Here is a 20,064-nt window from a genome sequence, read left to right as displayed (position 1 = left end):
ACACGGGTATGACGAGGGTTTATCACTACTTCGGCCTTGCAACACTCGCACTGGCGACACCGTCGGGCTTTGCCGCACAGACCCAAGCCAGCGCGCAGGCGGCTGCCAGCGCAGATACCGAGGCAGAGCCTATCCAGGCGGGTGTATTCACCAGCCGCTGGGGACGGCTGTTCTCCGGCAATGACAACACCTTCTCCGGCGCGCTGAGTTTCAACAGCGGGCTGAAAGAGCAGTATGTGACGATCCCTAACAGCGGCGATACCGCATCGCAGACCAATAAAATTAACCAGACCGTCAATCTGAGCCTGCAATATTCGCCGTGGAGTTTCCTCTTTGCCAACATCACGATGCGCGCGCCGGTGCGCGATTTAAGCCGCTATACCAGCGATTTTCGCTACAGCTTCGGCTATGACGACTGGCACGCTAACACGTTCAGTCTGGTCTACAGCAACTACGGCGATAACCACATCTGGCCGTCGGGCAACAAGCGGCACACCTATTTTGAGCAAGGCGGCATTACGGCGGCGTATAAGTTTTCTCTGCCCAAACCGCTGGAGCGCCATCTGCTAATTAACAAAGGGGATTCCATTATTTGTCAGGCAGGCTATACCTGGGTGCCGCGCTATTACGATCTGGACAGTAACGCCATCCGAAGCAATAAAAATGTTGTACTGGGCGGCTGTGGCTATACGTATAAACAGCATTACTTTGTACGTGCGACCGCATTCTGGTACCCCGACAGTAGCCAGCAGCAGCCGTGGAACGGCGACTACAGTTACAGTTTTGGTTATGCAGGCTATAAGCCGGGCACGTTCTCTTTGCAATATGCCAACTACAGCGGCACGCGCTACCCGGGCCATAAGAGCGGTAACGGTAAGTTTCGCGAGGGCACCGTCAGCCTTATCTGGTATTTGCCATTCTGAGGAGCCACGATGCCGCACAGACAGCGGGTGTTAATTGTTGATGACTCAACCGTTTACCGGCGACTGCTCGGCAGTATGCTTGGCAAATGGGGCTATGAGGTGCTGGAAGCGGTGAACGGGGCGGCAGCGCTGGATGTGCTGGCCACGCAGCCCGTTAATATGGTGCTGAGCGACTGGGAGATGCCCGTCATGGATGGGCTGACGCTCTGCAAGGAGATCCGCGCCCGCTTTCAGGAACACTATATCTACCTTATCGTGCTCACCGCGCGGGAAAGCGTGGACGACCTGGCGCTCGGTTTTGAAGCGGGTGCCGATGACTTCCTGAGTAAACCGGTGAATCAAAGCGAGCTGCGCGCAAGGCTGCATGCGGGGGAGCGCATTCTGGAGCTGGAAGCGACGCTCGCGGCACGCAACGCCCGGCTGCGTGAGGCGCTGACGCAAATCGAGAGCGATCTCCAGGCGGCGGCGCAGCTTCAGCGTTCGGTATTACCGGGGCGACGTATGCAATACGACGGTTTCTTCGCCGACTGGCTGTTTGTTCCTTCGGCGTATGTCTCCGGCGATATTTTTAACCTGTTTTCGCTCGACAGCCACCTGGGCTTTTACTGTGTGGATGTGGCGGGGCATGGCGTCGGGGCGGCGATGATGTCGCTTGCCGTGGCGCGCCAGTTCCTGCACGGACGGGCAGTAGAGCGGTTTTTATTTGATGGTGACAACGTAACCGCGCCGCACGAAGTCATCCGTATCCTGAATGAGCGGTTTTGTCATGACGACACCGAGATTGTCAGCTATTTCACGATGGTGTACGGCGTCATCGATATCAACACAGGTGAGGGGAAACTCTGCCAGGCCGGTCACCCGACGCCGTTTATTACACACCCCAACGGCACCATTACTCAGATAGGCAGCGGCGGGGCGCCGGTAGGCTTGCTCGCAAGCCTGAGCTGGGAAGACGCCACCTTCACCTTGCGCCCGGGCGACCGGCTCTGCCTTTACAGCGATGGCATCACCGAGTGCGAAAACCCACAGCACGAACAGTTTGGCCAGGCGCGACTGGAGAGTTGGTTACAGCGTCACGTTCCCAGCCCGCTCGATGCGATCTTCCCGGCGCTACAAGAAAAACTGGTGGGCTGGCGCGCCGAAAAGCAGGGCGATCAGGTGGCGATGGCCGACGACGTATCACTATTAATTATCGAACGAAGCATTGAGGGAGAGCGCGATGAATCTTGAGACTGAACAGCAGGACGGCATCAGCGTCATCACGCCAGTGGCGCGACGCCTTGACGCCTCGGTCGCCGCGGCATTTCGCCAGGGCGTAAGCGACGAAATCGGCCGCACCACAGGTGGACTCGTTATCGATTTCTCGCGCGTGGATTTTATCGACAGTAGCTGCCTCGGGACGCTGATAGCCCTGTTCAAGCAGATGAACGGCAAAGGCGAAATGGCACTCTGTTCCCTTAACAGCAACATTATGAATATGTTCAAACTCACCCGCATGGACAGGGTGTTTATTCTCTGCCCGGATCGCGCCGCCGCGCTGGCCCGGCTGCAAAAAGGCTAAACGGATGAGCGCCGCCCTGACGCTCCCGGCGCGCCTTGACGCGCTCGGCCCGCTCGCCGACGCGCTGGCGCACTTTATGGCGTCGCTGCCGGCAGACGACGGCTGGCGCTTCGCGCTCGATCTCGCGGTGTGTGAGGCGGCAGCAAATGTGATTCGTCATGCGCTGAACGAGACGCCGACACGCCATTTCACCGTAGAATTCCAGCGCGACGACACTTGCGCGCGGGTGATCTTCACCGATGATGGCAAGTCTATCCCCGACGGTAAGCTCGATGACGCGCGTCACAATGCGAACGTCGACGACACGGCGCTGATGAGCGAAGGCGGGCGAGGGCTAATGCTGATTGTGGCCTGCGTTGATGAGGTAACGTATCAATCAGGCACAGTAAACCGCCTGACACTCTGCAAGTGGTTTACGGCAGGTGAATCAAGTGACGTTGTCACGTAAAATGCTGTTTGAGCCAGATTTTCTTATAAAGAATGCCAGGTTGAGACGCCTGGGCGGGATGAACGCAGACAGGAGAACGCTAATGGCGGGACGGCAAATTACGCTTGAACCTTACGACCCCGCGTGGCCCGCGCGATTTGATGAAGAAGCGCAAAGGGTGCGCGCCACACTCGGCGCAGTGGCGCGGATCGTTCACCATATTGGCAGCACCTCGGTGCCAGGGCTTGCGGCCAAACCGGTCATCGACATGCTGCTTGAAGTGAGCAGCCTTGCCGCGCTTGATGCCTGTAACGCCAGGATGCAAGCGTTAGGGTATACACCGCGTGGCGAACACGGCATTGCCGGCAGGCGATACTTTATTAAAGGCGATAGCGCACGCACGCATCACCTCCATGCCTTCGAAACCGGCAGCGAACACATTACGCGCCACCTGGCATTTCGCGATTATCTGCGCCGCCATGACGATGCGGCGAACGAATATCAACGCATAAAATTTGCAGCGGCCCGCGACAGCGGATTTCAGTCAGATAGTTATAGCGAACAGAAAACGGCATTTATCGAGAGAATAGAGCGGTTGGGGACAGGGGGGTTAACGCTCATAAAATCGAATGCAGAGTAAGTTTGTCGACGCTAAAATCTTGCCTTGAAAGAAATAGCAAGGGCTCGCCTCATGGCCAGCCCTTGTTTTATTTCTCATTACTGGCCGAAACGATAACGGCTTTAAGGAAAGTCTTTTAAAAGGAAGGGCAATGAAAAAATGTACGTTAGCTTTCGTCATACTTGCTTTTTGTGGCGCTGCAAACGCGGCTACACCCGCTGAATCCGCACCTGCGCCCATTGCTCTTGTCGCGATAAAACCAGGCAGTCAGCCGTACATCAGCATATGTAGCGCCTTTAAAGACACCTGTAAGGGCAGCGCGGCTATCTGGAAAGCAAAAAACAGCGATGACAGTTTTTATTTAATCCTTCCGGGCACACGATTAATGGAAGTCCAGCGTGAGGGCGACACATTGACGAAAGTCGCCATGTGGGATTTTTCAGGATATAAAACAGAGCACACACCCGATGAAGATTTAACGCAAGACGAAAATTATATCTATCCGGCGCTTTATCCTTTGAGCAAAACCAAATGGGCGGTTGCCATAGTATCCAGATGGTCTGCTGGCTATTCTGGCGGTGGTCGTTCAGAAGAAATCGCCGATTTTATGATGCTAAACCGCGATGGTTCCTATCAACCGGCATTTAAAAATGTGCCTTTTTCATCGGCCGCCATAATTCGTGCATGTTTTACGGAAGCGGATTACGCAAAAAGCGCACATTGTCATGATGAAAGCTGGAGCGTTCTGCGCCTTAAAATTACCGATACCGCAAAAGCGTTTTACTCATGGCGATTCATTACCACGTCATATAGCTGGCCTGCCTTTAAAGATAAAAAGGCGACGGAGAAGAAAACCATTGTCAGGGTTGAATACCCGTTTCAGCAAGCGTTACACGCACCAGACAAGGCCAGTGCCAGCACACAAGAAAACTGAGCATGGCTGAACATCCCGATGCCGATCTCGTGCTGGAAAAGATGTGGCACTAACAACGCCGATGGAGGATGTCTTTGCAACGTTCAGGGTTGAGCGAAGGCGTGTTGAAACGCAACATGTTATCCGCCACGGGCTTTGCGCAATCCCGCTGATAAACTTTCACGTGCGCCAGATTCACCCTGAGAATGCCATGGCGTCAGCAAGGGCTGGCTGCAGGTGGAATCGTTGATCGCGGGCATTGGCCGTACTGAAAGGTAAATTTCCTCAACAGCTCCATTGGTGCGCATAATGTATATTATGTTAAATTGCATTTTATATCCGAACTGCGTCGTTTTGAGCTTCTCCATCTTCTACGCCACGCCTCTGCCCTACAGTTGTTGATGTGCAGATTTCAGCATGCCGCAGGAATTTGCCGGTGCGCTACGCGAAATCTGCCTGGCTCAGCCTCACGACTTTTCTCAGAATTCACGTAGCGCACCGTTTTGTTGACGCAGTTCAGCGGTTTTTAGACGCTAATCGCGCTGTCGCCTGCACAAACTTATGTTGAAACGCGCGGCTTCTTCCATAAATGGCGCATGAGCGTAACTGGCATAAATGCTGACGGTATACGCGGGCTAAATCTTTGCAGTGACGCCGTCGGGTTTACCCGCGCATCGTGCCTGCCGTAAATAATGAGCAACGGACGTGCGTTGTTGTGCCGGTACCTGAATCTTTGGAACGATACGCTGCATAGTCCTGGATGCCAACGCCGCCTCGCCAGCAGACGTTCAAACGTCTTGCGCTCAGGCTCCTGATAAAAACACCATGGAAAAAACGCGCGTTCACCATTGAGATGAATTGTCAGACAGGCGGGCCATCGCCTGCCCTCACGCAACGCGGCGGACCGTCAGGCTTGTCGGAAAGTTCGCGACCACGTAAAGCCAAAAGCACTGTAACTGCGATGGTGCGGCGTTTTGCCCGGCGAGCCAGTCAGTATTACCGCCTCAAAGATATCGACGCACAGATAAGCGAACTTTCGCAGCGTAAGCGCGCCTGCTGGAAACGTGTTGTCATAATAGCGCGGTGTCCGGGTCAACCGTGACAGACCAATAACCCTATTGTTCATCAAGGTTATAATTTACTGAACGCAAGGTGATAATTGACAGGCGTGATCACATAGCGTTAATTTATTATTCGCACTAATTGCCCGCGTATTGTAAAGCCCCATCTTTATTTAAGTTGTTTCTGAACATGAATATCTTCGTCAAAAAGCGATTTTTACGGAATAATATTTCCCCACAATGTCAGTAATTGTAAAGCATGAAAAAGGGCTGGCGATGAAAGGCATTTTTAGTAAAAATTCCGGCTCCGAATATGTCAAACCTGCTGTCAGTGAGTCGATATGGATTTCCGCGCTAAACCTTTTTTTGCCCTTTTAGTCTGCCTTTACCTGACAGGATGTGCTAATAACGCGCCGAAACCAAAACCTATCGCACCACTGCCACACGCCAGTTCATCCAGCCATCGGCCCGATCTCATCCCGGTTATCGCCGCCCTTCATGACCAGATGAACACCTGGCACAACGCGCCGTATGCCTGGGGCGGAACCGAGATTGACGGCATTGACTGCTCCGGTTTTGTCTGGCGCACGTTGCGTGACAGATTTAATTTACCGATGGCGCGCGTGACCACGCATGAATTAATCCAGATGGGTAAAAACGTTGATAAAAATAAGCTCCGTCCCGGCGATTTAGTCTTCTTCCGTATTAAAGGCGCGCTGCATGTTGGCTTTTATGATTCAGACGGAAAATTTATTCACGCGTCAACCAGCAAAGGCGTCACCCGCTCCTCTTTAGATAATCCGTACTGGAAAACCGTCTATTTAGAGGCGCGCCGTCTGCCGGATAATATCAGCTCCGTTATTACAATGAATCATCGTCAGCCGCCCGATCTGGCAAGCCGTTAATCTCCCGGCGTGAAGGCATCACCGCCGCGCATCCGTGTATATCACGCAGTGCGGCGATGACGCCTGCGCTTACACCGCTGGCGGGTTATCGTCGCCACCTTTATCGCTCAGTTCATTGAGCATGATTTCTTTGGCGGGTGCGTTTTCCAGTTTGCCTGCATACTCATCAGAGACGTCTGGCAGACTGGTGAACTGGCCATCAAGAAACAGAAAAGTCAGGTGTCCGGCGATATCGTCAAGCACCGCCGCGGCGCTCGAAAGCCCTTCGCCCTGCTCCTCATTGCCATCAAGCCGCCAGGTGAAAGCGCCGCGCTCTTCCGTGGCTTCGCCGAGGTCGACAATCTGGCCGTCAATGTTTTGCGACAGGACGCGCCCCTCGCACAGAAACAGAAAATACGGCATCCCGTCGCGGTTGGTTGGTTCCGGCATCGTTAACTCCTTGTTATTCAGCTTCGCTGGTTGAAAGAATAAAAAGTATAGCAGGCGGCCTGGCGCCCTCTTTGAAAGGAACAGGCCGCACGCGGCGGCCTGTGAGTTACTGCGCTGCGCTGACGCGCCAGATGGCATCACCGGCATCATCGGCAATCAGCAGCGCGCCGTCGTTATCCTGCGCGACACCGACGGGCAGCCCGCGCACCTGCTTCTGATCTTCGGTCAGAAACCCGGTCACGACGGGCTGCGGCTGGCCGACCGGCTTGCCGTTTTCGAATTTAACCCACACGACCTGATAGCCATTGAGCGGCGAGCGGTTCCAGCTGCCGTGCTCGCTCACAAACGCGCCGCCGCGATACTGCGGCATGTTATCGCCGGTGTAGAAATGCAGGCCGAGCGGCGCGACGTGCGAGCCGAGCGCGTAGTCCGGTTTGATGGCCTTCTCAACGAGATCCGGGCGAGGCGGTTTTGCGCGCGCGTCCACATGCTGGCCGAAATAGCTGTATGGCCAGCCGTAGAAGCCTTTCTCCTGCACCGAGGTCATATAATCTGGCACCAGATCGGAGCCGATTTCATCACGCTCGTTCACAATCGCCCACAGTTTGCCGCTCTGCGGCTCCCACTGTAAGCCAGTCGGGTTACGCAGACCGCTTGCATAGATACGGCTGGCGCCGGTCGCGGCGTCCACTTCCAGCACGGCGGCGCGACGGTATTCCGCCCCGATGCCGTTTTCGGTGACATTACTGTTTGAGCCTACGCCCACATAGAGTTTGCTACCGTCCGGGCTTGCCAGCAGCGCTTTGGTCCAGTGGTGGTTAATCGGCCCACCCGGCAGTTCAGTCACCTCTTCACCCGGCGTGCGGATTTCCGTCTGCCCTTCCTGATACGGGAATTTCACCAGGCTGTCGGCGTTCGCCACCCATAGCGTATTGCCGGTGAGCTGAATACCGAACGGCGCGTTGAGGTTTTCAATAAAGTTATGCTTTTCCCACTTGCCGTTGACGTTACGCAAAAGCGTGATGCGATTGCCGCCTGGCCCACCTTTACCAGACGACTTCTGGACAATCCCCATAATGAGCTGCTTAGGGCGCGTGGTGGGTTTTGGCGTACCGTTAGACTCCGCGATAAGAATATCGTTATTCGGCAGCACATAGACCTGACGCGGATGCATCAGCCCGTCCGCGATTTTCTCAATCTTCAGCCCCTGCGCGACTTTCGGCTTTTCGCCCTCTTTCCAGGCGACGCCTTCCGGCACCTCCATAGGTGGCAGCAGGAAGTTTTTCGCTTCCGGCAGCTCCGGGTTCGGCCCGACCTGTTTTTGCGGATCGAGCGTGGCGCTGTTATCACAGCCGCTGAGCAGAACCCCCAGCGAGACGGCAAGCGCAAGACGATGAATGTTTTTCATGCGGGCTTCTCCTTAAGCAGTGCGTTGGCGTAACGCGAGTTGAACGTTGGCGAGCAGCATCAGCACCACAACCAGCGTTGAGAGAATGACGCCCGCCGGCACTACGGCGTAAGCATCCCGACTGTGAATAAAGGCGTTAATGATAGCCAGCACAATGGCCACCAGGTTCAGCCAGAAATGTAGCCGCTGCGCCGGGCCGTGCAGATGGCGACGCCCCGGCCAGATCTGCCCAAGGCTAATAAGGCGCGGAATAATGGCGATGACCAGACCGAAAGCGATGAGCCAGCTGGCGGCATGCGTCCACATCAGCACAAAGCTTTTCATGTAGATGATGTCGAAAATCCAGGCGGCCACAAAGAAGCCTAAGGGAATGGGATTGAGCAGTTCATAAAGCGCCACGGCGGCGGCCGGGGATCGTGAGGTTGTGTGAGGATGCATGTCCGTCTCCTGAAGTCATCCAAAACCAGCGACGGCAGCGCCCAGGCGCCGCGCGTCGGCGTGCCTGTAAAAGCGTAGTCAAGATGAACGGGAATGACGGGAGAATCGGAACAACGTTTTAGCTTTCTGGCGCGCCGACGGCGTGAAACCGCCGTCAGACGGGCAGCGACGGGCAAAAACTATTGCATAATATTATCGCCCCACTTCACTGCTTCATGCGTCATATCAATGATATCCCGCTCGGTGAGGTTCAGTTCTTTGGCAACCTCGACCACTTGCGGCCATTCGGCGCGCTCGAAGGCTTCACACAGTCGAACCAGTGTACCTGGCACGCCCTCACGGTTAATCAATGCTTTTTTGACCTCTTTAGAGACGTAGATCTGCTCAAGCAGCGCATCCATGGGAATATCCAGAATGGCGTCGAGGCGCGAGAAAAGACCGGCGATAAACGCATCGTCTTCACTCACCCCGCTGCCAATACGGTGCGCCGCCAGTTCGCAGAAGCGCCCATAGACCAGGCTTACGTTGTAAAGCTCACTTACGGTCGGATCGCTGATATGCGTGACCGCAAGGATTGTCACGAACCGTTTGAGCTCATAGAGGCCCAGAAACGCAAAAATGCTGCGAAACGGCAGCGATTCAGCATTAGCGTGGTAGTTATGCTGATACTTAATGTTATTCACATAGCGCATCAGTTTATACGTGATGGCGACATCACGACTGATCAGTTTCTCGATCCTGGCAATGTCTGGCCGCGCTGCATTCACCTCGCGGATCAGATCAAGAATAAAGACTTTTTGTTCAGGAAGCTTTTTGGTCTTAATGAGTTCCGGCTTGCTGTAGAAATAGCCCTGGAAGAGGTGAAAACCGAGCTGCTGATACTGAATAAGCTCTTCGCGGTGCTCCACTTTTTCAGCCAGCAGTTTGCAGCGCAGATTAGGGTGCGCGTGCAAAAACGCCTTAATCTGCGCAACACTTGTGGACTGAATATCAAATTTGATAACGCTGATATACGGCAGAAAACGGCTCCATTCGCTGTCCAGCGTAAAATCATCCAGCGCGAAGCAATACCCCTGTTCGTACATATCGCGCACGGTCGTAAACAGCGCGTTATCCGGCACACTGTCTTCAAGAATTTCAATCACGACGTTCTGACGCGGCAGCGACTGCGCAAGCCCGTTGACGATCATTTCATAAGGGAAATTGATAAATGACGTATGTTTCCCTGACAGACGCTGTAATGGCGTCACCAGAAAATGATCGGCGAGCAGCTGGCTTGTGGCGAACTCGGCGGTGACTTGCGGGAAGGCGTTCGTCAGCCCGTCCCGGTAAAGTAACTCATAGGCCACCGTGTTCAGCGACGCATCAAAGATAGGCTGTCGCGCTATGAAGGAATACATTTAAACCTCCGGTTTCGTTTTTCGGCGTCCATTACAGCGTTTCGCTGCTTGTTCGACCGGCACTAAAACGTTCCTGACTAAACCCCTCCGGCATGCTGCCGGCAGACCTCAAAGCAAGGCGGAAGCTCCCGAGGTATTTTCTCCCGCCTGACGCGCCGGAAAAGCGCGGCTTTATAAGACTTTTATCGGCTTACACTATGCTTTCTTGAGCATATATCTCGGTAAGCTTAGGTTTTACCTTCAGCCGGTAAACAGAGTGTGAGCACCGGCAAAGCGCCAAAGCAGCCGAGAGCCACGAGGCCGCCTGTGGCATCAAGCAGCATGCCAAAGATAGCCGACCCCAGCATCTGGCCAATCGCCAGCAGCAAAAACACCGCGCCGAGCCCGGCTGCCGGAAACTCCGCTGCGGCACTCACCCCACTGACGAGCAACACCCCTGAGAGCGTGATATACGCAAACCCATACAGCGCCGCCACACCCCAGCACAGCCACGGATGCCCCGAGGAGAGCGCCAGTAATCCTAACGCGGCGAGCGTCAGGAGTTGCATTACCCGGTGCGCAGCATTAATGCCCACCCGGCCGGTCAATACGCCAGTGAACACGCCAAAACAGCCAGCAATACCGGTCACAAGCCACATCAACGTGACGCCATGTTCATTCATGCCCGCCAGCGACTGAAACATCAACGGTCCGAAAGACCAGTACGCCGCGCTGACCACGCCGCTTAACAGCGCGACAATAAGGGGCGGGCGCAACGCTGGCCGTCGGATGGCGGCCAGCTGGTTTTTTATCGACACCCGCGCACCGCTCGCCCCCGCCGGCATGGCGCGCAAGGCCATTAACGTCGGAACGACGGCAACCGCGGCAAAAATCAGCCAAATCTCGCGCCACTGGCCTGGCATCAGCAACACCGCCAGGGCAGAAAAGATGATCCCACCGCCGGTTCCGGCATTAATCACGGTGTTGATGCCGGGTCGCTGCGCTTGCGCAACATTGCGGTTCACCGCCTCGGCCATCGGGGGAGATACCAGACCGGAACTGACGCCGCCAAAGACGACCCCGACCAGCAGCCAGAGCGGGCCTGACGCCTTTGCCAGGATGATAAGCCCGGTGATAGCGAAGAGACCGGCCAGTAACGCGGGTAGCTTTGGCCCGGTGCGGGCGGTGCAGAGCGATGCCACCACGCTTGCCACGCCATAGGCGGCGAACGACGCCGCTGAAAGCGCGCCAATAAGCGTGGAGGACATCGGGATGTCCCGAATGACCGCCGGGAGTAGCAGTCCCCACGAGAAGCGCGCCAGCCCATAGGCGGCGGCAATCAGTGAAAACCCACTCAGGGCAAGGAATGTGTATCGGAACAAAAGCGACCTCACAGTAGTGATGTTAATCACTGAGTGTAGCCGCCAATGCGATCTCCGGTAGCGCGCTTAGCGCATCAGGCGGGCAAGCGCTTCGCCGCAAGTCTGCGGATTGGCGGTAAGCGCATTGCGTTGGGTTTCATCAAGCCCTTTCCACGTGCGGATGACTTCGCGGCCGAGCTCAGAGGAATAGTGTTGTTTTTGCAGGGCGTAGTCATTGTTGCTGCCTTCGACGACATTTTCCATGCTCGCGGCCCAGTCATCGCCCCCCTGCGCCTGGATAGTACAAAACACGGAGGCGTAATAGCCTTTGTCTTCTTTATTGTAATGCGGCGTCAGCCACCAGTACGCCAGCGCCGCGCAGGCGATAACGGGAAGGATAATGCGCGTGGAAAGCAATTTCATAAGTCGTTTCTGATAAGTCCGTGAGTAGCGCGGCAGCGCCGCGGCAAACAAACAGTATAACGCCCTTCCTTAAACCCCGGTTCTACGGGTAAGGCGGCGGCCGGTTTTCTGCTGCTACACTAAAACCAGAGATAACCGGAGGGTGCATGAAATTAGGTTTCGCGTGTAAGTTTTTAGATTCAGGGCTTAAGCAGGAGTTTCCGTTTAAATCGACGACCCGCACCCGTTTTTTAAGCCTCAGCCATGAGCAACGGCTGACGCTGTTATATCAGCTCTCTGAGACCAATCTCAGAAACCTCTATTCAACGTTTGAGCAGCTCGCGCCGTTACCGCCTGCGTTGCGCATGATGCGTATCGGCAGCGATCTCTTACCGCTCTTTACCGTGCCCGAGGCAGGCCCGGTCTATCAGGAGTTTTTAGCCGATCTCGCGCCGCAGTTTACCCGCTGCGGGGAATATGCGCGGGAACAGGATATTCGCCTCTCCTTTCATCCCGGCCAGTATTCCGTCTTAGCGTCAGATAACCCTGATGTGGTCGACCGCGCCATCGAGGATGTGGAATATCATGCTACCTGTGCGGTGATGATGGGCTACGGGCAGCGTTTTCAGGATTTCAAAATCAATATTCACATGAACGGTAAGCGCGGGTTCGAAGGGTTTCGCGACGCCTTTAACCGCTTAAGCCCGCAGGCGCAGAAGATGTTAACCGTGGAGAACGACGAAATCTCCTGCTCGCTGGATGACGTGCTCCAGGCGCAGGCGCTGTGCCCTGTCGTGCTGGATATTCATCACCACTGGGTCAAAGAGAATGCGTTTATTACGCCGGACGATCCGCGCATTGAGCAGATAAAAGCCTCCTGGCGCGGCGTACGCCCGGTTTTGCATTATTCCATCTCTCAGGAAGGGCTTATCCCTGAACAGGGTTACCCGGAGCAGTCACAACTGGGCATTCCTAAAACCAAACTGCGCGCGCATTCCGATTATTATTTCAACAGTACGCTGAACGACTGGGCGCTGTCGTTTACCGATTTCGACATCATGTGCGAAGTGAAAATGAAGAATATCGCCCGCGACCGCCTCTACGATTATGCGCTCCTGAAAGGCGTGATGAAGGTCGCGTGATTTTTGCGTGCGTCATACCGGTGGGTGCGCCATTTTGGGTACAGCGATGTAGGGCGGGTAAGCTTGCGAACCCGCCTGGTTAACCCGATGGTGGGTGCGCAAGCTTACCCACCCTACCAATCCGTTATGAATAATCGATATCAAGAAGTTCGTAATCGCCAGGATCGACTTCTTTTTTTAATTTTTTAAACGGATTGCCGCAATCTAAAACAAAAAGCTTATTAACCTTTCGATTAGCTAACAGCGCAGGGGAGTTGGTTATTTTCTTGCTATTAATAATTTCCACTTCTTTAATATTCGGTATTTTATCAAAAATGCTACAATCAATTTCGCATTCTGCACTGTTAATGAAAATAGCTTCCAGGTTGCTCAAACCTTCGAGTGAATGTAGATCTATGGTTTTATCTACGCCGATAAAACTTAGCCCAATGGCGTTTCTTACAGTGTCTGAATTAATTTCATCCTTGGTGATGCAATCTATACTAATTAATTCGAAACGTTTATTATTATCGATCAGCGTTACAAGTTTCCCATTTTTTGCAGAATCGTAAGAGAGGAATGATAAATTCAACATCTGAAAGTCACTAACGCAAGTGAAAGCAGCGCAGGATTCTGATCCAAAATCATTTTGCAAAGTTAACGCTTCTAATGCAGTCGATTCAGCAAGCGCCCTCCATGCAATAGGAGCGTAATAACGACTTGTTTCATAATGAACTAACATTAAACTTTTAAGTCCGACGGGAAGATCTCCCGGCTCCATATTTACCATTAACTCAAGTGGCATTTGCAGAAACGTTAGCTTAGCTAAGCCTGCCAGCCACTTAGGAGGTCTACCCTTCAGCGATTTCACATTTTTGTCGGTCAGTTCCAGTCGAAGAGAGACGACATCATCATCAAATTCTGGAGCCTTAGACCAGGGTATAATTTTTGCGCCATCCTCAGCAAAATGTTGGCAGACGGTTTTATTTCCCATGCAATAATATCCATTATTTTTATCGGGCAAATAATGATACGTGATAGCACTGATGCTCATGATGTTATATATTTTTTATCGCCATTATATATCTATTTTCTTTCACCAATTATGCCTGTTGTTATTCCACAATATCTGAACATAAATAATTTTTATCGTTATGATATGGAGAGGGGCAAAGTAATTCACTGAATGTTGTACCATGAGGCGGTATGCAAGATGAAAGATCGCAGTTATCAAAACAAATCTTTTTCCATGTCGACATTGAAAAATCAATATTTTTCATAGTGTTAACACTAGAGTTTTGCGTTAAATCACTAACGTATTTACCATGAAAGACAACATCTTCAAGCTTGCCTTTAAATTTACAATCTTCGAAGCAACTGGCTTTAAAATCTGTACCTTTAAACTTACACTCATCAAAAAAAACAACCAGATATCGCTGGTTGATAAAAGTAGCCTTTCCGAAAGTCGCATTTAGTAAAAGTGCAATTTTTATACAAACCACCGCCAGCCCCAATCGTAACATTACGTAAGTCTACGCCTATAAAAACACAACTTTCAAAATGACAATGATATAATCGCCCGCCAGAAAACTTTGTTTTTTCGAAGCGGCAGTTTCGGAACGTTACATTATTGAAGATGGGTGAGTTTAAATCAACACCAGTGAAATCCTCCCCTTCAAACACTTCATTCTCGTTGGTGGTTTTTGCAGCCCAGTTTTTCTCGATGTATTTTGCCCGCATTTTATTCCTCAAAATAATTGAGAGATTTATCACTTCAGGTCTACGCCGTTCTGCGCCTTGCAAATGACTTAATGCAGCTCAATGGTGGGTGCGCAAGCTTACCCACCCTACATTAACTACTGCTTTTAAATAATCTTGTAATCCTGTAATGATTCCAGTCTGAATTTAGCCAATTCACTAGTAATAGTAGCATTCAGCGAGTCCATATTCATTAGCTGGCGAACATCTTTCGCCCACTGCTCTGCTCCTCCAAACCTTTTCTGAGCATTTTCCGGCCAGGAGTCTATAATTACGCGATATTTAGTAATTTTATTTTCACATGATATACCGTCGTTACGCCAAAAAGAAAGCAACACACTGTCTGTCATAGCCTGCAAGGGGAATTCAATGGAGTTATGAATGTAATCGTCATAGAACTCCATAACCATATTAAAGTTCAGTTCTTCCTCAAATGCCACAGGACACTGAGCTTTAAAATCTATAACGAGTTTTTCCAATTGCTTCTCATGTCTCGAAAAGCTAATTGACTCGGTCACATTTTTACTGTTTTGCAACGCTTTCGGGCAATTAATGCTTATGACTGGAAACGGAGTCATAAGAGAATGCGTATGGAAAACAGGGACGTAATGTTCCCCGCCATACATAGGTTTAAAATAAACCCCCGTTAAAAGTGGGCCGTTGCGCTTAAGGAAATTTTCTCGTTTATATCTTTCATATATTGATAACGCATTCAACCAGTCATTATAGATTTTTTTGTTTTGAGAATAAGTGATTTTTGACATTGTAGTTTTCGATATTGCTTTACGGCACATTTTGCGATTAATTATTGGGTAAACATGCAGGGCGGATAATTTTGCGTACCCGTGGGTGGGAATATTCCTCATGAATTCACAGCCCAATCCCAATCAGGGTTTTTCTTACAAATCTCGACAAAATCACCACCTCTAATTATAAGGTCAAAATCATTATCAATAACAACATTGTCTTTGCCAGCAACTTCTGCCAATATTTTCTTTAAAAAATTTATATTTTTAAAATTAACCATGTAAAAAATCAGCTCCCCATCAATTAGCCCTCTAATTTTTTTTATTTCATCATCATCGTAATAATCAAGTAGTTGATCATTACGAACTAACTCAATAAAATCCCCTTGATCATTTTCTATCCACACATTGCTTTCACCTTCAATGACCTTATATTTCAAATCGCGAAAAGAGCGAAAAAGAAGATCATCTGCGGTAATAATCATAATGTTTCTCATTTATCAACACCTTTTTCCTGTGCCTGGGTTTAATTTCATATCACTGATGAGATCATCGACATTATCAAACACCTTGAAACCCTTGGCCGTCGCATCTTTAATAATGGAGGGTTTAACTCTTTTACTTGACCCAATGAGACTATTAGCATCAAATCCAACAACTTCTTTGCCAATCGTTATTTCTTTACTGGTCTCTAACTGGCCTACCAGTCCTTTGCCGCCACCAGTCTTAACCTGAATAACATGCGTATCAGTTACAATATCTAAGTCAGTATATAAAGTTCCATTAGGCCTGGCGATCCCAATTTCAACTTGTTTCACTGCACCTGGTAGCCTTGATTCAATAGCATCTATTAATTCAGCTAGCCCTGGATCTTTGGGAGAGAATTTACTTAATCCCAAAGGGTCAATCCACATCAATGGATTAGGAGCGTAGCGATACGGGTTCCCCCCACCCAGCATCCCTATCGGGTCCTGGCGGATATAGGCGGCTATCGCCGGATCATAGTAACGGTAGCGGTTGTAATGTAAACCCGTTTCCGGGTCGAAATACTGCCCCTGGAAGCGCAGCGGGTTATCGATGCGGCTGGCAAAAACCTTGCCTTTTTCGCCCCACGCGCCGGTGCGCTCCGCCCAGACAATTTCCCCGCAGACCGACGTCAGGCGGACCGGCGCGCCGTTCGGATCGCAGTGGTAGTGCCAGCTCTCCCGCAGAGATCCCTCCTGCGTCAGGAGCGCCAGCGGGCGGAAAGTGCCGGGGTAATAGACGTATTCACGCATCCGATGAAAGAGCGCCGCCTGGGCCTGCTCGCGTTTGATGCGCCCGCCGGTGTCGAAGAGGCTTAAGGGCGCAAGCGATGCCGCCGTGCGCGTGACCGTTTCGCCCGCCAGCGCATCGCCCTGCCAGTAGAACCAGCGCGTCTCGTCCGGTGTCTGCTTGAAGACGCGGCGTCCGAGCGCGTCATAGCCGTAGCGCACCTGATGCTCGCCCTTGCGCACTGCAATCAGCTGGCGGTTCTCATCCCAGAGGAAATCCTCTTTCGCCTCGCCGGTGTGCAGGTTCCGGCGCTGGCGCAGTTCGCCCGCCCGGTCGAAGACGTAACGCACGCCCTCATGAACGCCTTCTCGAAACCAGCCGCCCGGCGAATCATCCACCGCCTGAACGTGCGTGTGCAGATGATTGCCCGCGGCGTCGTGTATAAACTGGCGCAGCGCGCCGTCGGGCTCGCTGTGCGCCACGAGACGCCCCACCGGATCGTAACGGTAGCGGTCATCGCCCCACTGGCTGTCCTGCCGTCGCGTCATATTCCCGGTGCGGTCGTAGGCGAAACCGCTTGTGAACAGCGGCATGTCGCCCTGCGTCACTTCTTGTGTTGTCAGCCTGCCCTGTGTGTCATACGCCATCGCGCGCCGCAGGGTCGGCGAAAGCTGCTCGCTCGCGAGCCTGCCCGTCTCGTCATAACGCAGCTCCACAGGCGCGTCGTCGTTAAGCTGCACACGAATGAGCCGGTCGTCGTCGTCCCACGTATAGGCCACCCGGTGCCCGGCGTCGCTCTCGCGCCGTACCGGCAGGCCGCGCGCGTTATAGTCATAGCGCAGCTGAAAACCGTCCTGATCTTCACACAGCACGCGGCCTGCGCGGTCGTAGCGCCAGGCGAGCCGCCGCCACGGGTTTTCGCACAGCGTCAGGCGGCCGCCGTCGTCGTAGTGGTAACGGGCGGTGAGCGTGTCGCCGCTGCGCCGTTCCCGCAGGCGGCCAGCGGCGTCGTAGCCGTAGCGCACCTCGCGCTCCAGCGGGTCGAGACGGCGTATCAGCCGGTCGCCTTTATCCCATTCGTAGCGTGTCGCCTGGCCCCAGTAATCGGTTTCCGTCACCACGCGGCCCAGCGCGTCGCGGGCCAGCGCCCAGCGTTCGCCGTTCTGGTTGATAACGGCCAGCAGGCGGTCTTCCGGATCGTATTCATAACCCGTTTGCGTGCCGTCCGGTGTGTGGCAGGCCGTCACCATGCCGGTGGCGTTATAGATAAAACGCGTCTCGCGGCCGACTTCATCGGTATAGCGCACCGGTTCGTCTTCGCGGTTGTACTCGACGCGGATCTCCTGCCCCTCCGGCGTCTGCATCGCGACCAGCCTGTCTTTCATATCCCAGAAGTAACGGGTGACGCCGCCGCTCGCGTCGCGTTTCTCCAGCAGATTACCGCGCAGCGAGTGGCGCAGCCGCGTTTCGCCCGTGCCCGCCTGCGCAATAAGCGTCAGAAAGCCGTAGCGATCGTAGTCGTAGCGCGTTACGGGTTGGCCCGGCACGTCGGCCTCGCGCAGCTGGCCGAGCGTATCGTAAACGTAGTGCGCAGACACGCCCGTCGGGTCGCACCCCACGATGAGATTGCCCGCCGCGTCATAGTCTGATGTCCACTGCGCGCCGCTCTCGTCCGTGACGCACAGCGGCTGGCCGAAATCGTTGAACATGGCGCGCACCACGCCGCCACCCGGCAGATGCTCCGCCGTCATCCGGCCCTGTGCGTCATATTCCCAGCGGTGCTGGCTGCCGTCGGGCTCCGTCACTTCCAGCGTGCGGCCTACGTCGTCATAGCGAAACACCGTGTTGCCGCCGAGCGGATCAATCTCGGACACCGGCAGGCCGTTGTCATCAAAGGTGATTCGCGAGAGGTTGCCGAGCGAATCGGTAACCGCGACTTCGTTAAGCAGCGTGTGGTACTCGAACCGGTAATCCCAGACGTTGCCGTCGCCCCAGGCGTGCACCACGCGCCAGGCGTCATCGAAGGTGTAATGAAACCCCTGCCCGTTACGATCGACGTGGCTTATCATGCGCCGCTGCTGGTAGCGAAAGCGCCGGGGATGCGAGAGCGCGTCGATTTCCGCAACCAGCTGGCCCGTCTCGTCATATTCATAACGGGTGAGCGGCGTCACGTCGCCGTCCGACGCATTACGCAGCCGCAGCGCCTGCAAGCGGCCCTGCTCGCAGGTCACGAGGATCTCGCGCCCCGTCGGGCCTTCGGCGCTGAATTCGCGCAGGCGCGTCAGCACGCCCGCGTCACGTTCAAACTGCCAGCGGTTGTGGTTGCGATCGGCCACGGCATCGACGCACAGCCGCCCGTCGCGTCCGGTAAACTGCCAGCACAGCGCGCTCTCCTGCTCCACCTGCCAGCAGGGCTCGCCGTCGCGCAGTTCATACCAGAGGCGGCTGCCGTCCGGCAGACCAAACACCGCATGCTCGCGCCCAGGCTCTTGAGGCAACCCGACGAACAGCGTCACGCCTTCCGGCTCGGTGAGCAGCGCCACGCCGTCGTCGCGCATCACCTCAAGCGTGGTATCGGCAGGCGTCAGCCAGCCGTAGCCGCACAGCCCTTCCTCGTTAATATCCGCCGAGGAGTAAAAACGTCCCCAGTCGAGCGGCAGCCGCCCCGGCAGCAGGAAATCGCGATGCTCAAGATGGACGCTGCCGTCGCGAATATCGACCGGCTCGGCGCGCAGCACCCGGCATTTAAGAAATCCGGGTTCCATATTGCGGAACAGTTTCTGGCGAAACTTCGTAAACCGGCGCATAAAGAGCCGCCACTGGGGCGTCTTTTTGAGCTTTTTCATGCCCTTGCCGAGGCCGCTTAAGCCCGCGCGCATCAGCAGCGCCATCAGGTTGACGGTCGGCGGCCCGCCGACGATAACGTTATTGGGCAGCGCCAGGTTGAAGGTCAGCGGCAGCGTCAGCGACGGCAGCTTCGGTTTGGCGGCGCGTTTGGGCCGGAACGGCGGCACCATGCCGACGACGTTGCAGCTCAGCACCGGCATCCCGATACGCGAGAACGGCTCGCCGTCCACCGCCACGGTTTTGCTGCCCATAAAGAGTTCATCTTCGAGCTGCGGGCCACCCGGTAAACGCAGCGGCGGTACCCACGCCCCGCCGGTAGGAATATGAATCGCAATGCCGCCGGTGCCCGCGCTGGCGCGTCGGATGCCGTTCACGTGAACCGTGGTGCCGATAAACGGCAAATAGTCGAAGACGTCGAACACCAGGCCAATATGTGGCGTCGGCAGCGGCCACGGGTAAAGGTGGATATCCAGGCCGAGCTGCGGGTCGAAATGGGCACCGGAGTGCATCGC

20 protein-coding genes are annotated in these 20,064 nt (G+C 54.0%); 8 read left to right on the top strand and 12 right to left on the bottom strand.

The window, feature by feature from the left end:
- The first annotated feature begins 8 nt into the window (after positions 1 to 8).
- The 7 genes from AFK62_RS09655 to AFK62_RS09625 all read left to right on the top strand — a co-directional run bounded on the left by AFK62_RS09655 (position 9) and on the right by AFK62_RS09625 (position 6,409).
- Positions 9 to 923, top strand: a complete 915-nt coding sequence (locus AFK62_RS09655) for a hypothetical protein (protein WP_053531870.1) — start codon at positions 9 to 11, stop codon at positions 921 to 923.
- Between the two features lie 9 nt (positions 924 to 932).
- Positions 933 to 2,153 (top strand): PP2C family protein-serine/threonine phosphatase, encoded by a 1,221-nt coding sequence (locus AFK62_RS09650; protein WP_053531869.1) that lies wholly within the window; start codon positions 933 to 935, stop codon positions 2,151 to 2,153.
- Entirely contained in the window at positions 2,143 to 2,484 is a 342-nt protein-coding gene (locus AFK62_RS09645) for an STAS domain-containing protein (RefSeq protein ID WP_007672951.1), read from the top strand. The genes AFK62_RS09650 and AFK62_RS09645 overlap by 11 nt, the downstream gene beginning before the upstream one ends.
- A gap of 4 nt (positions 2,485 to 2,488) precedes the next feature.
- Positions 2,489 to 2,932, top strand: a complete 444-nt coding sequence (locus tag AFK62_RS09640) for an ATP-binding protein (protein WP_007672954.1) — start codon at positions 2,489 to 2,491, stop codon at positions 2,930 to 2,932.
- A gap of 82 nt (positions 2,933 to 3,014) precedes the next feature.
- Entirely contained in the window at positions 3,015 to 3,551 is a 537-nt protein-coding gene (locus AFK62_RS09635; protein WP_050555020.1) for a GrpB family protein, read from the top strand.
- A gap of 130 nt (positions 3,552 to 3,681) precedes the next feature.
- Entirely contained in the window at positions 3,682 to 4,464 is a 783-nt protein-coding gene (locus AFK62_RS09630) for a hypothetical protein (RefSeq protein ID WP_050555021.1), read from the top strand.
- Between the two features lie 1,381 nt (positions 4,465 to 5,845).
- Positions 5,846 to 6,409 (top strand): NlpC/P60 family protein, encoded by a 564-nt coding sequence (locus tag AFK62_RS09625; RefSeq protein ID WP_007672969.1) that lies wholly within the window; start codon positions 5,846 to 5,848, stop codon positions 6,407 to 6,409.
- Between the two features lie 69 nt (positions 6,410 to 6,478).
- Here AFK62_RS09625 and AFK62_RS09620 read toward each other — a convergent pair whose 3' ends face one another.
- From AFK62_RS09620 to AFK62_RS09595, 6 genes are all read right to left on the bottom strand, one after another.
- Complete coding sequence (locus AFK62_RS09620) at positions 6,479 to 6,838, bottom strand: hypothetical protein (protein WP_007672971.1); 360 nt, start codon at positions 6,836 to 6,838, stop codon at positions 6,479 to 6,481.
- Between the two features lie 106 nt (positions 6,839 to 6,944).
- Entirely contained in the window at positions 6,945 to 8,246 is a 1,302-nt protein-coding gene (locus AFK62_RS09615; protein WP_007672973.1) for a PQQ-dependent sugar dehydrogenase, read from the bottom strand.
- 12 nt (positions 8,247 to 8,258) lie between these two features.
- A complete protein-coding gene (locus AFK62_RS09610; protein ID WP_007672975.1) occupies positions 8,259 to 8,684 on the bottom strand; it encodes a DUF2231 domain-containing protein in 426 nt (141 codons plus the stop codon).
- Positions 8,685 to 8,863: 179 nt separating this feature from the next.
- Positions 8,864 to 10,084, bottom strand: coding sequence for an EAL and HDOD domain-containing protein (locus AFK62_RS09605; RefSeq protein WP_007672977.1), 1,221 nt, complete (start codon positions 10,082 to 10,084; stop codon positions 8,864 to 8,866).
- Between the two features lie 227 nt (positions 10,085 to 10,311).
- Positions 10,312 to 11,445 (bottom strand): MFS transporter, encoded by a 1,134-nt coding sequence (locus AFK62_RS09600; RefSeq protein WP_226991900.1) that lies wholly within the window; start codon positions 11,443 to 11,445, stop codon positions 10,312 to 10,314.
- A gap of 66 nt (positions 11,446 to 11,511) precedes the next feature.
- A complete protein-coding gene (locus AFK62_RS09595) occupies positions 11,512 to 11,847 on the bottom strand; it encodes a hypothetical protein (RefSeq protein ID WP_032984426.1) in 336 nt (111 codons plus the stop codon).
- A gap of 146 nt (positions 11,848 to 11,993) precedes the next feature.
- Here AFK62_RS09595 and uvsE point away from each other — a divergent pair, with 146 nt between their 5' ends.
- The gene (uvsE, locus tag AFK62_RS09590; RefSeq protein WP_007672985.1) at positions 11,994 to 12,968 is read left to right on the top strand and encodes a UV DNA damage repair endonuclease UvsE; all 975 of its coding nucleotides are present in this window, start codon (positions 11,994 to 11,996) and stop codon (positions 12,966 to 12,968) included.
- Positions 12,969 to 13,092: 124 nt separating this feature from the next.
- Here the strand turns inward: uvsE and AFK62_RS09585 are convergent, their stop codons facing one another.
- From AFK62_RS09585 to AFK62_RS21130, 6 genes are all read right to left on the bottom strand, one after another.
- Positions 13,093 to 13,941: a hypothetical protein gene (locus AFK62_RS09585; RefSeq protein ID WP_235509470.1), complete on the bottom strand. Its 849-nt coding sequence runs from the start codon at positions 13,939 to 13,941 to the stop codon at positions 13,093 to 13,095.
- Positions 13,942 to 14,062: 121 nt separating this feature from the next.
- Positions 14,063 to 14,470 (bottom strand): pentapeptide repeat-containing protein, encoded by a 408-nt coding sequence (locus tag AFK62_RS22155; protein ID WP_129232573.1) that lies wholly within the window; start codon positions 14,468 to 14,470, stop codon positions 14,063 to 14,065.
- Positions 14,361 to 14,687, bottom strand: coding sequence for a pentapeptide repeat-containing protein (locus AFK62_RS23075; protein ID WP_071884308.1), 327 nt, complete (start codon positions 14,685 to 14,687; stop codon positions 14,361 to 14,363). Before AFK62_RS23075 ends, AFK62_RS22155 begins: the two co-directional genes overlap by 110 nt.
- A gap of 125 nt (positions 14,688 to 14,812) precedes the next feature.
- The gene (locus AFK62_RS09580; protein ID WP_032984427.1) at positions 14,813 to 15,469 is read right to left on the bottom strand and encodes a hypothetical protein; all 657 of its coding nucleotides are present in this window, start codon (positions 15,467 to 15,469) and stop codon (positions 14,813 to 14,815) included.
- Between the two features lie 98 nt (positions 15,470 to 15,567).
- Complete coding sequence (locus tag AFK62_RS09575) at positions 15,568 to 15,936, bottom strand: hypothetical protein (RefSeq protein WP_007672988.1); 369 nt, start codon at positions 15,934 to 15,936, stop codon at positions 15,568 to 15,570.
- Positions 15,937 to 15,951: 15 nt separating this feature from the next.
- Positions 15,952 to 20,061 (bottom strand): RHS repeat-associated core domain-containing protein, encoded by a 4,110-nt coding sequence (locus AFK62_RS21130; RefSeq protein WP_235509469.1) that lies wholly within the window; start codon positions 20,059 to 20,061, stop codon positions 15,952 to 15,954.
- Positions 20,062 to 20,064: the final 3 nt, after the last annotated feature.

This window comes from Cronobacter condimenti 1330, assembly GCF_001277255.1.
In the GTDB taxonomy this organism is placed as follows: Bacteria; Pseudomonadota; Gammaproteobacteria; order Enterobacterales; family Enterobacteriaceae; genus Cronobacter; species Cronobacter condimenti.
This window is presented reverse-complemented; position numbering and strand designations above follow the sequence as displayed.

Coding starts and splice junctions, on each gene's coding strand:
- AFK62_RS09655 (WP_053531870.1), top strand. CDS start 9: ATGACGAGGGTTTATCACTACTTCGGCCTTGCAACACTCGCACTGGCG.
- AFK62_RS09650 (WP_053531869.1), top strand. CDS start 933: ATGCCGCACAGACAGCGGGTGTTAATTGTTGATGACTCAACCGTTTAC.
- AFK62_RS09645 (WP_007672951.1), top strand. CDS start 2,143: ATGAATCTTGAGACTGAACAGCAGGACGGCATCAGCGTCATCACGCCA.
- AFK62_RS09640 (WP_007672954.1), top strand. CDS start 2,489: ATGAGCGCCGCCCTGACGCTCCCGGCGCGCCTTGACGCGCTCGGCCCG.
- AFK62_RS09635 (WP_050555020.1), top strand. CDS start 3,015: ATGGCGGGACGGCAAATTACGCTTGAACCTTACGACCCCGCGTGGCCC.
- AFK62_RS09630 (WP_050555021.1), top strand. CDS start 3,682: ATGAAAAAATGTACGTTAGCTTTCGTCATACTTGCTTTTTGTGGCGCT.
- AFK62_RS09625 (WP_007672969.1), top strand. CDS start 5,846: ATGGATTTCCGCGCTAAACCTTTTTTTGCCCTTTTAGTCTGCCTTTAC.
- AFK62_RS09620 (WP_007672971.1), bottom strand. CDS start 6,838: ATGCCGGAACCAACCAACCGCGACGGGATGCCGTATTTTCTGTTTCTG.
- AFK62_RS09615 (WP_007672973.1), bottom strand. CDS start 8,246: ATGAAAAACATTCATCGTCTTGCGCTTGCCGTCTCGCTGGGGGTTCTG.
- AFK62_RS09610 (WP_007672975.1), bottom strand. CDS start 8,684: ATGCATCCTCACACAACCTCACGATCCCCGGCCGCCGCCGTGGCGCTT.
- AFK62_RS09605 (WP_007672977.1), bottom strand. CDS start 10,084: ATGTATTCCTTCATAGCGCGACAGCCTATCTTTGATGCGTCGCTGAAC.
- AFK62_RS09595 (WP_032984426.1), bottom strand. CDS start 11,847: ATGAAATTGCTTTCCACGCGCATTATCCTTCCCGTTATCGCCTGCGCG.
- uvsE (WP_007672985.1), top strand. CDS start 11,994: ATGAAATTAGGTTTCGCGTGTAAGTTTTTAGATTCAGGGCTTAAGCAG.
- AFK62_RS09585 (WP_235509470.1), bottom strand. CDS start 13,941: ATGGGAAATAAAACCGTCTGCCAACATTTTGCTGAGGATGGCGCAAAA.
- AFK62_RS22155 (WP_129232573.1), bottom strand. CDS start 14,470: ATGTTACGATTGGGGCTGGCGGTGGTTTGTATAAAAATTGCACTTTTA.
- AFK62_RS23075 (WP_071884308.1), bottom strand. CDS start 14,687: ATGCGGGCAAAATACATCGAGAAAAACTGGGCTGCAAAAACCACCAAC.
- AFK62_RS09580 (WP_032984427.1), bottom strand. CDS start 15,469: ATGTCAAAAATCACTTATTCTCAAAACAAAAAAATCTATAATGACTGG.
- AFK62_RS09575 (WP_007672988.1), bottom strand. CDS start 15,936: ATGATTATTACCGCAGATGATCTTCTTTTTCGCTCTTTTCGCGATTTG.
- AFK62_RS21130 (WP_235509469.1), bottom strand. CDS start 20,061: ATGCACTCCGGTGCCCATTTCGACCCGCAGCTCGGCCTGGATATCCAC.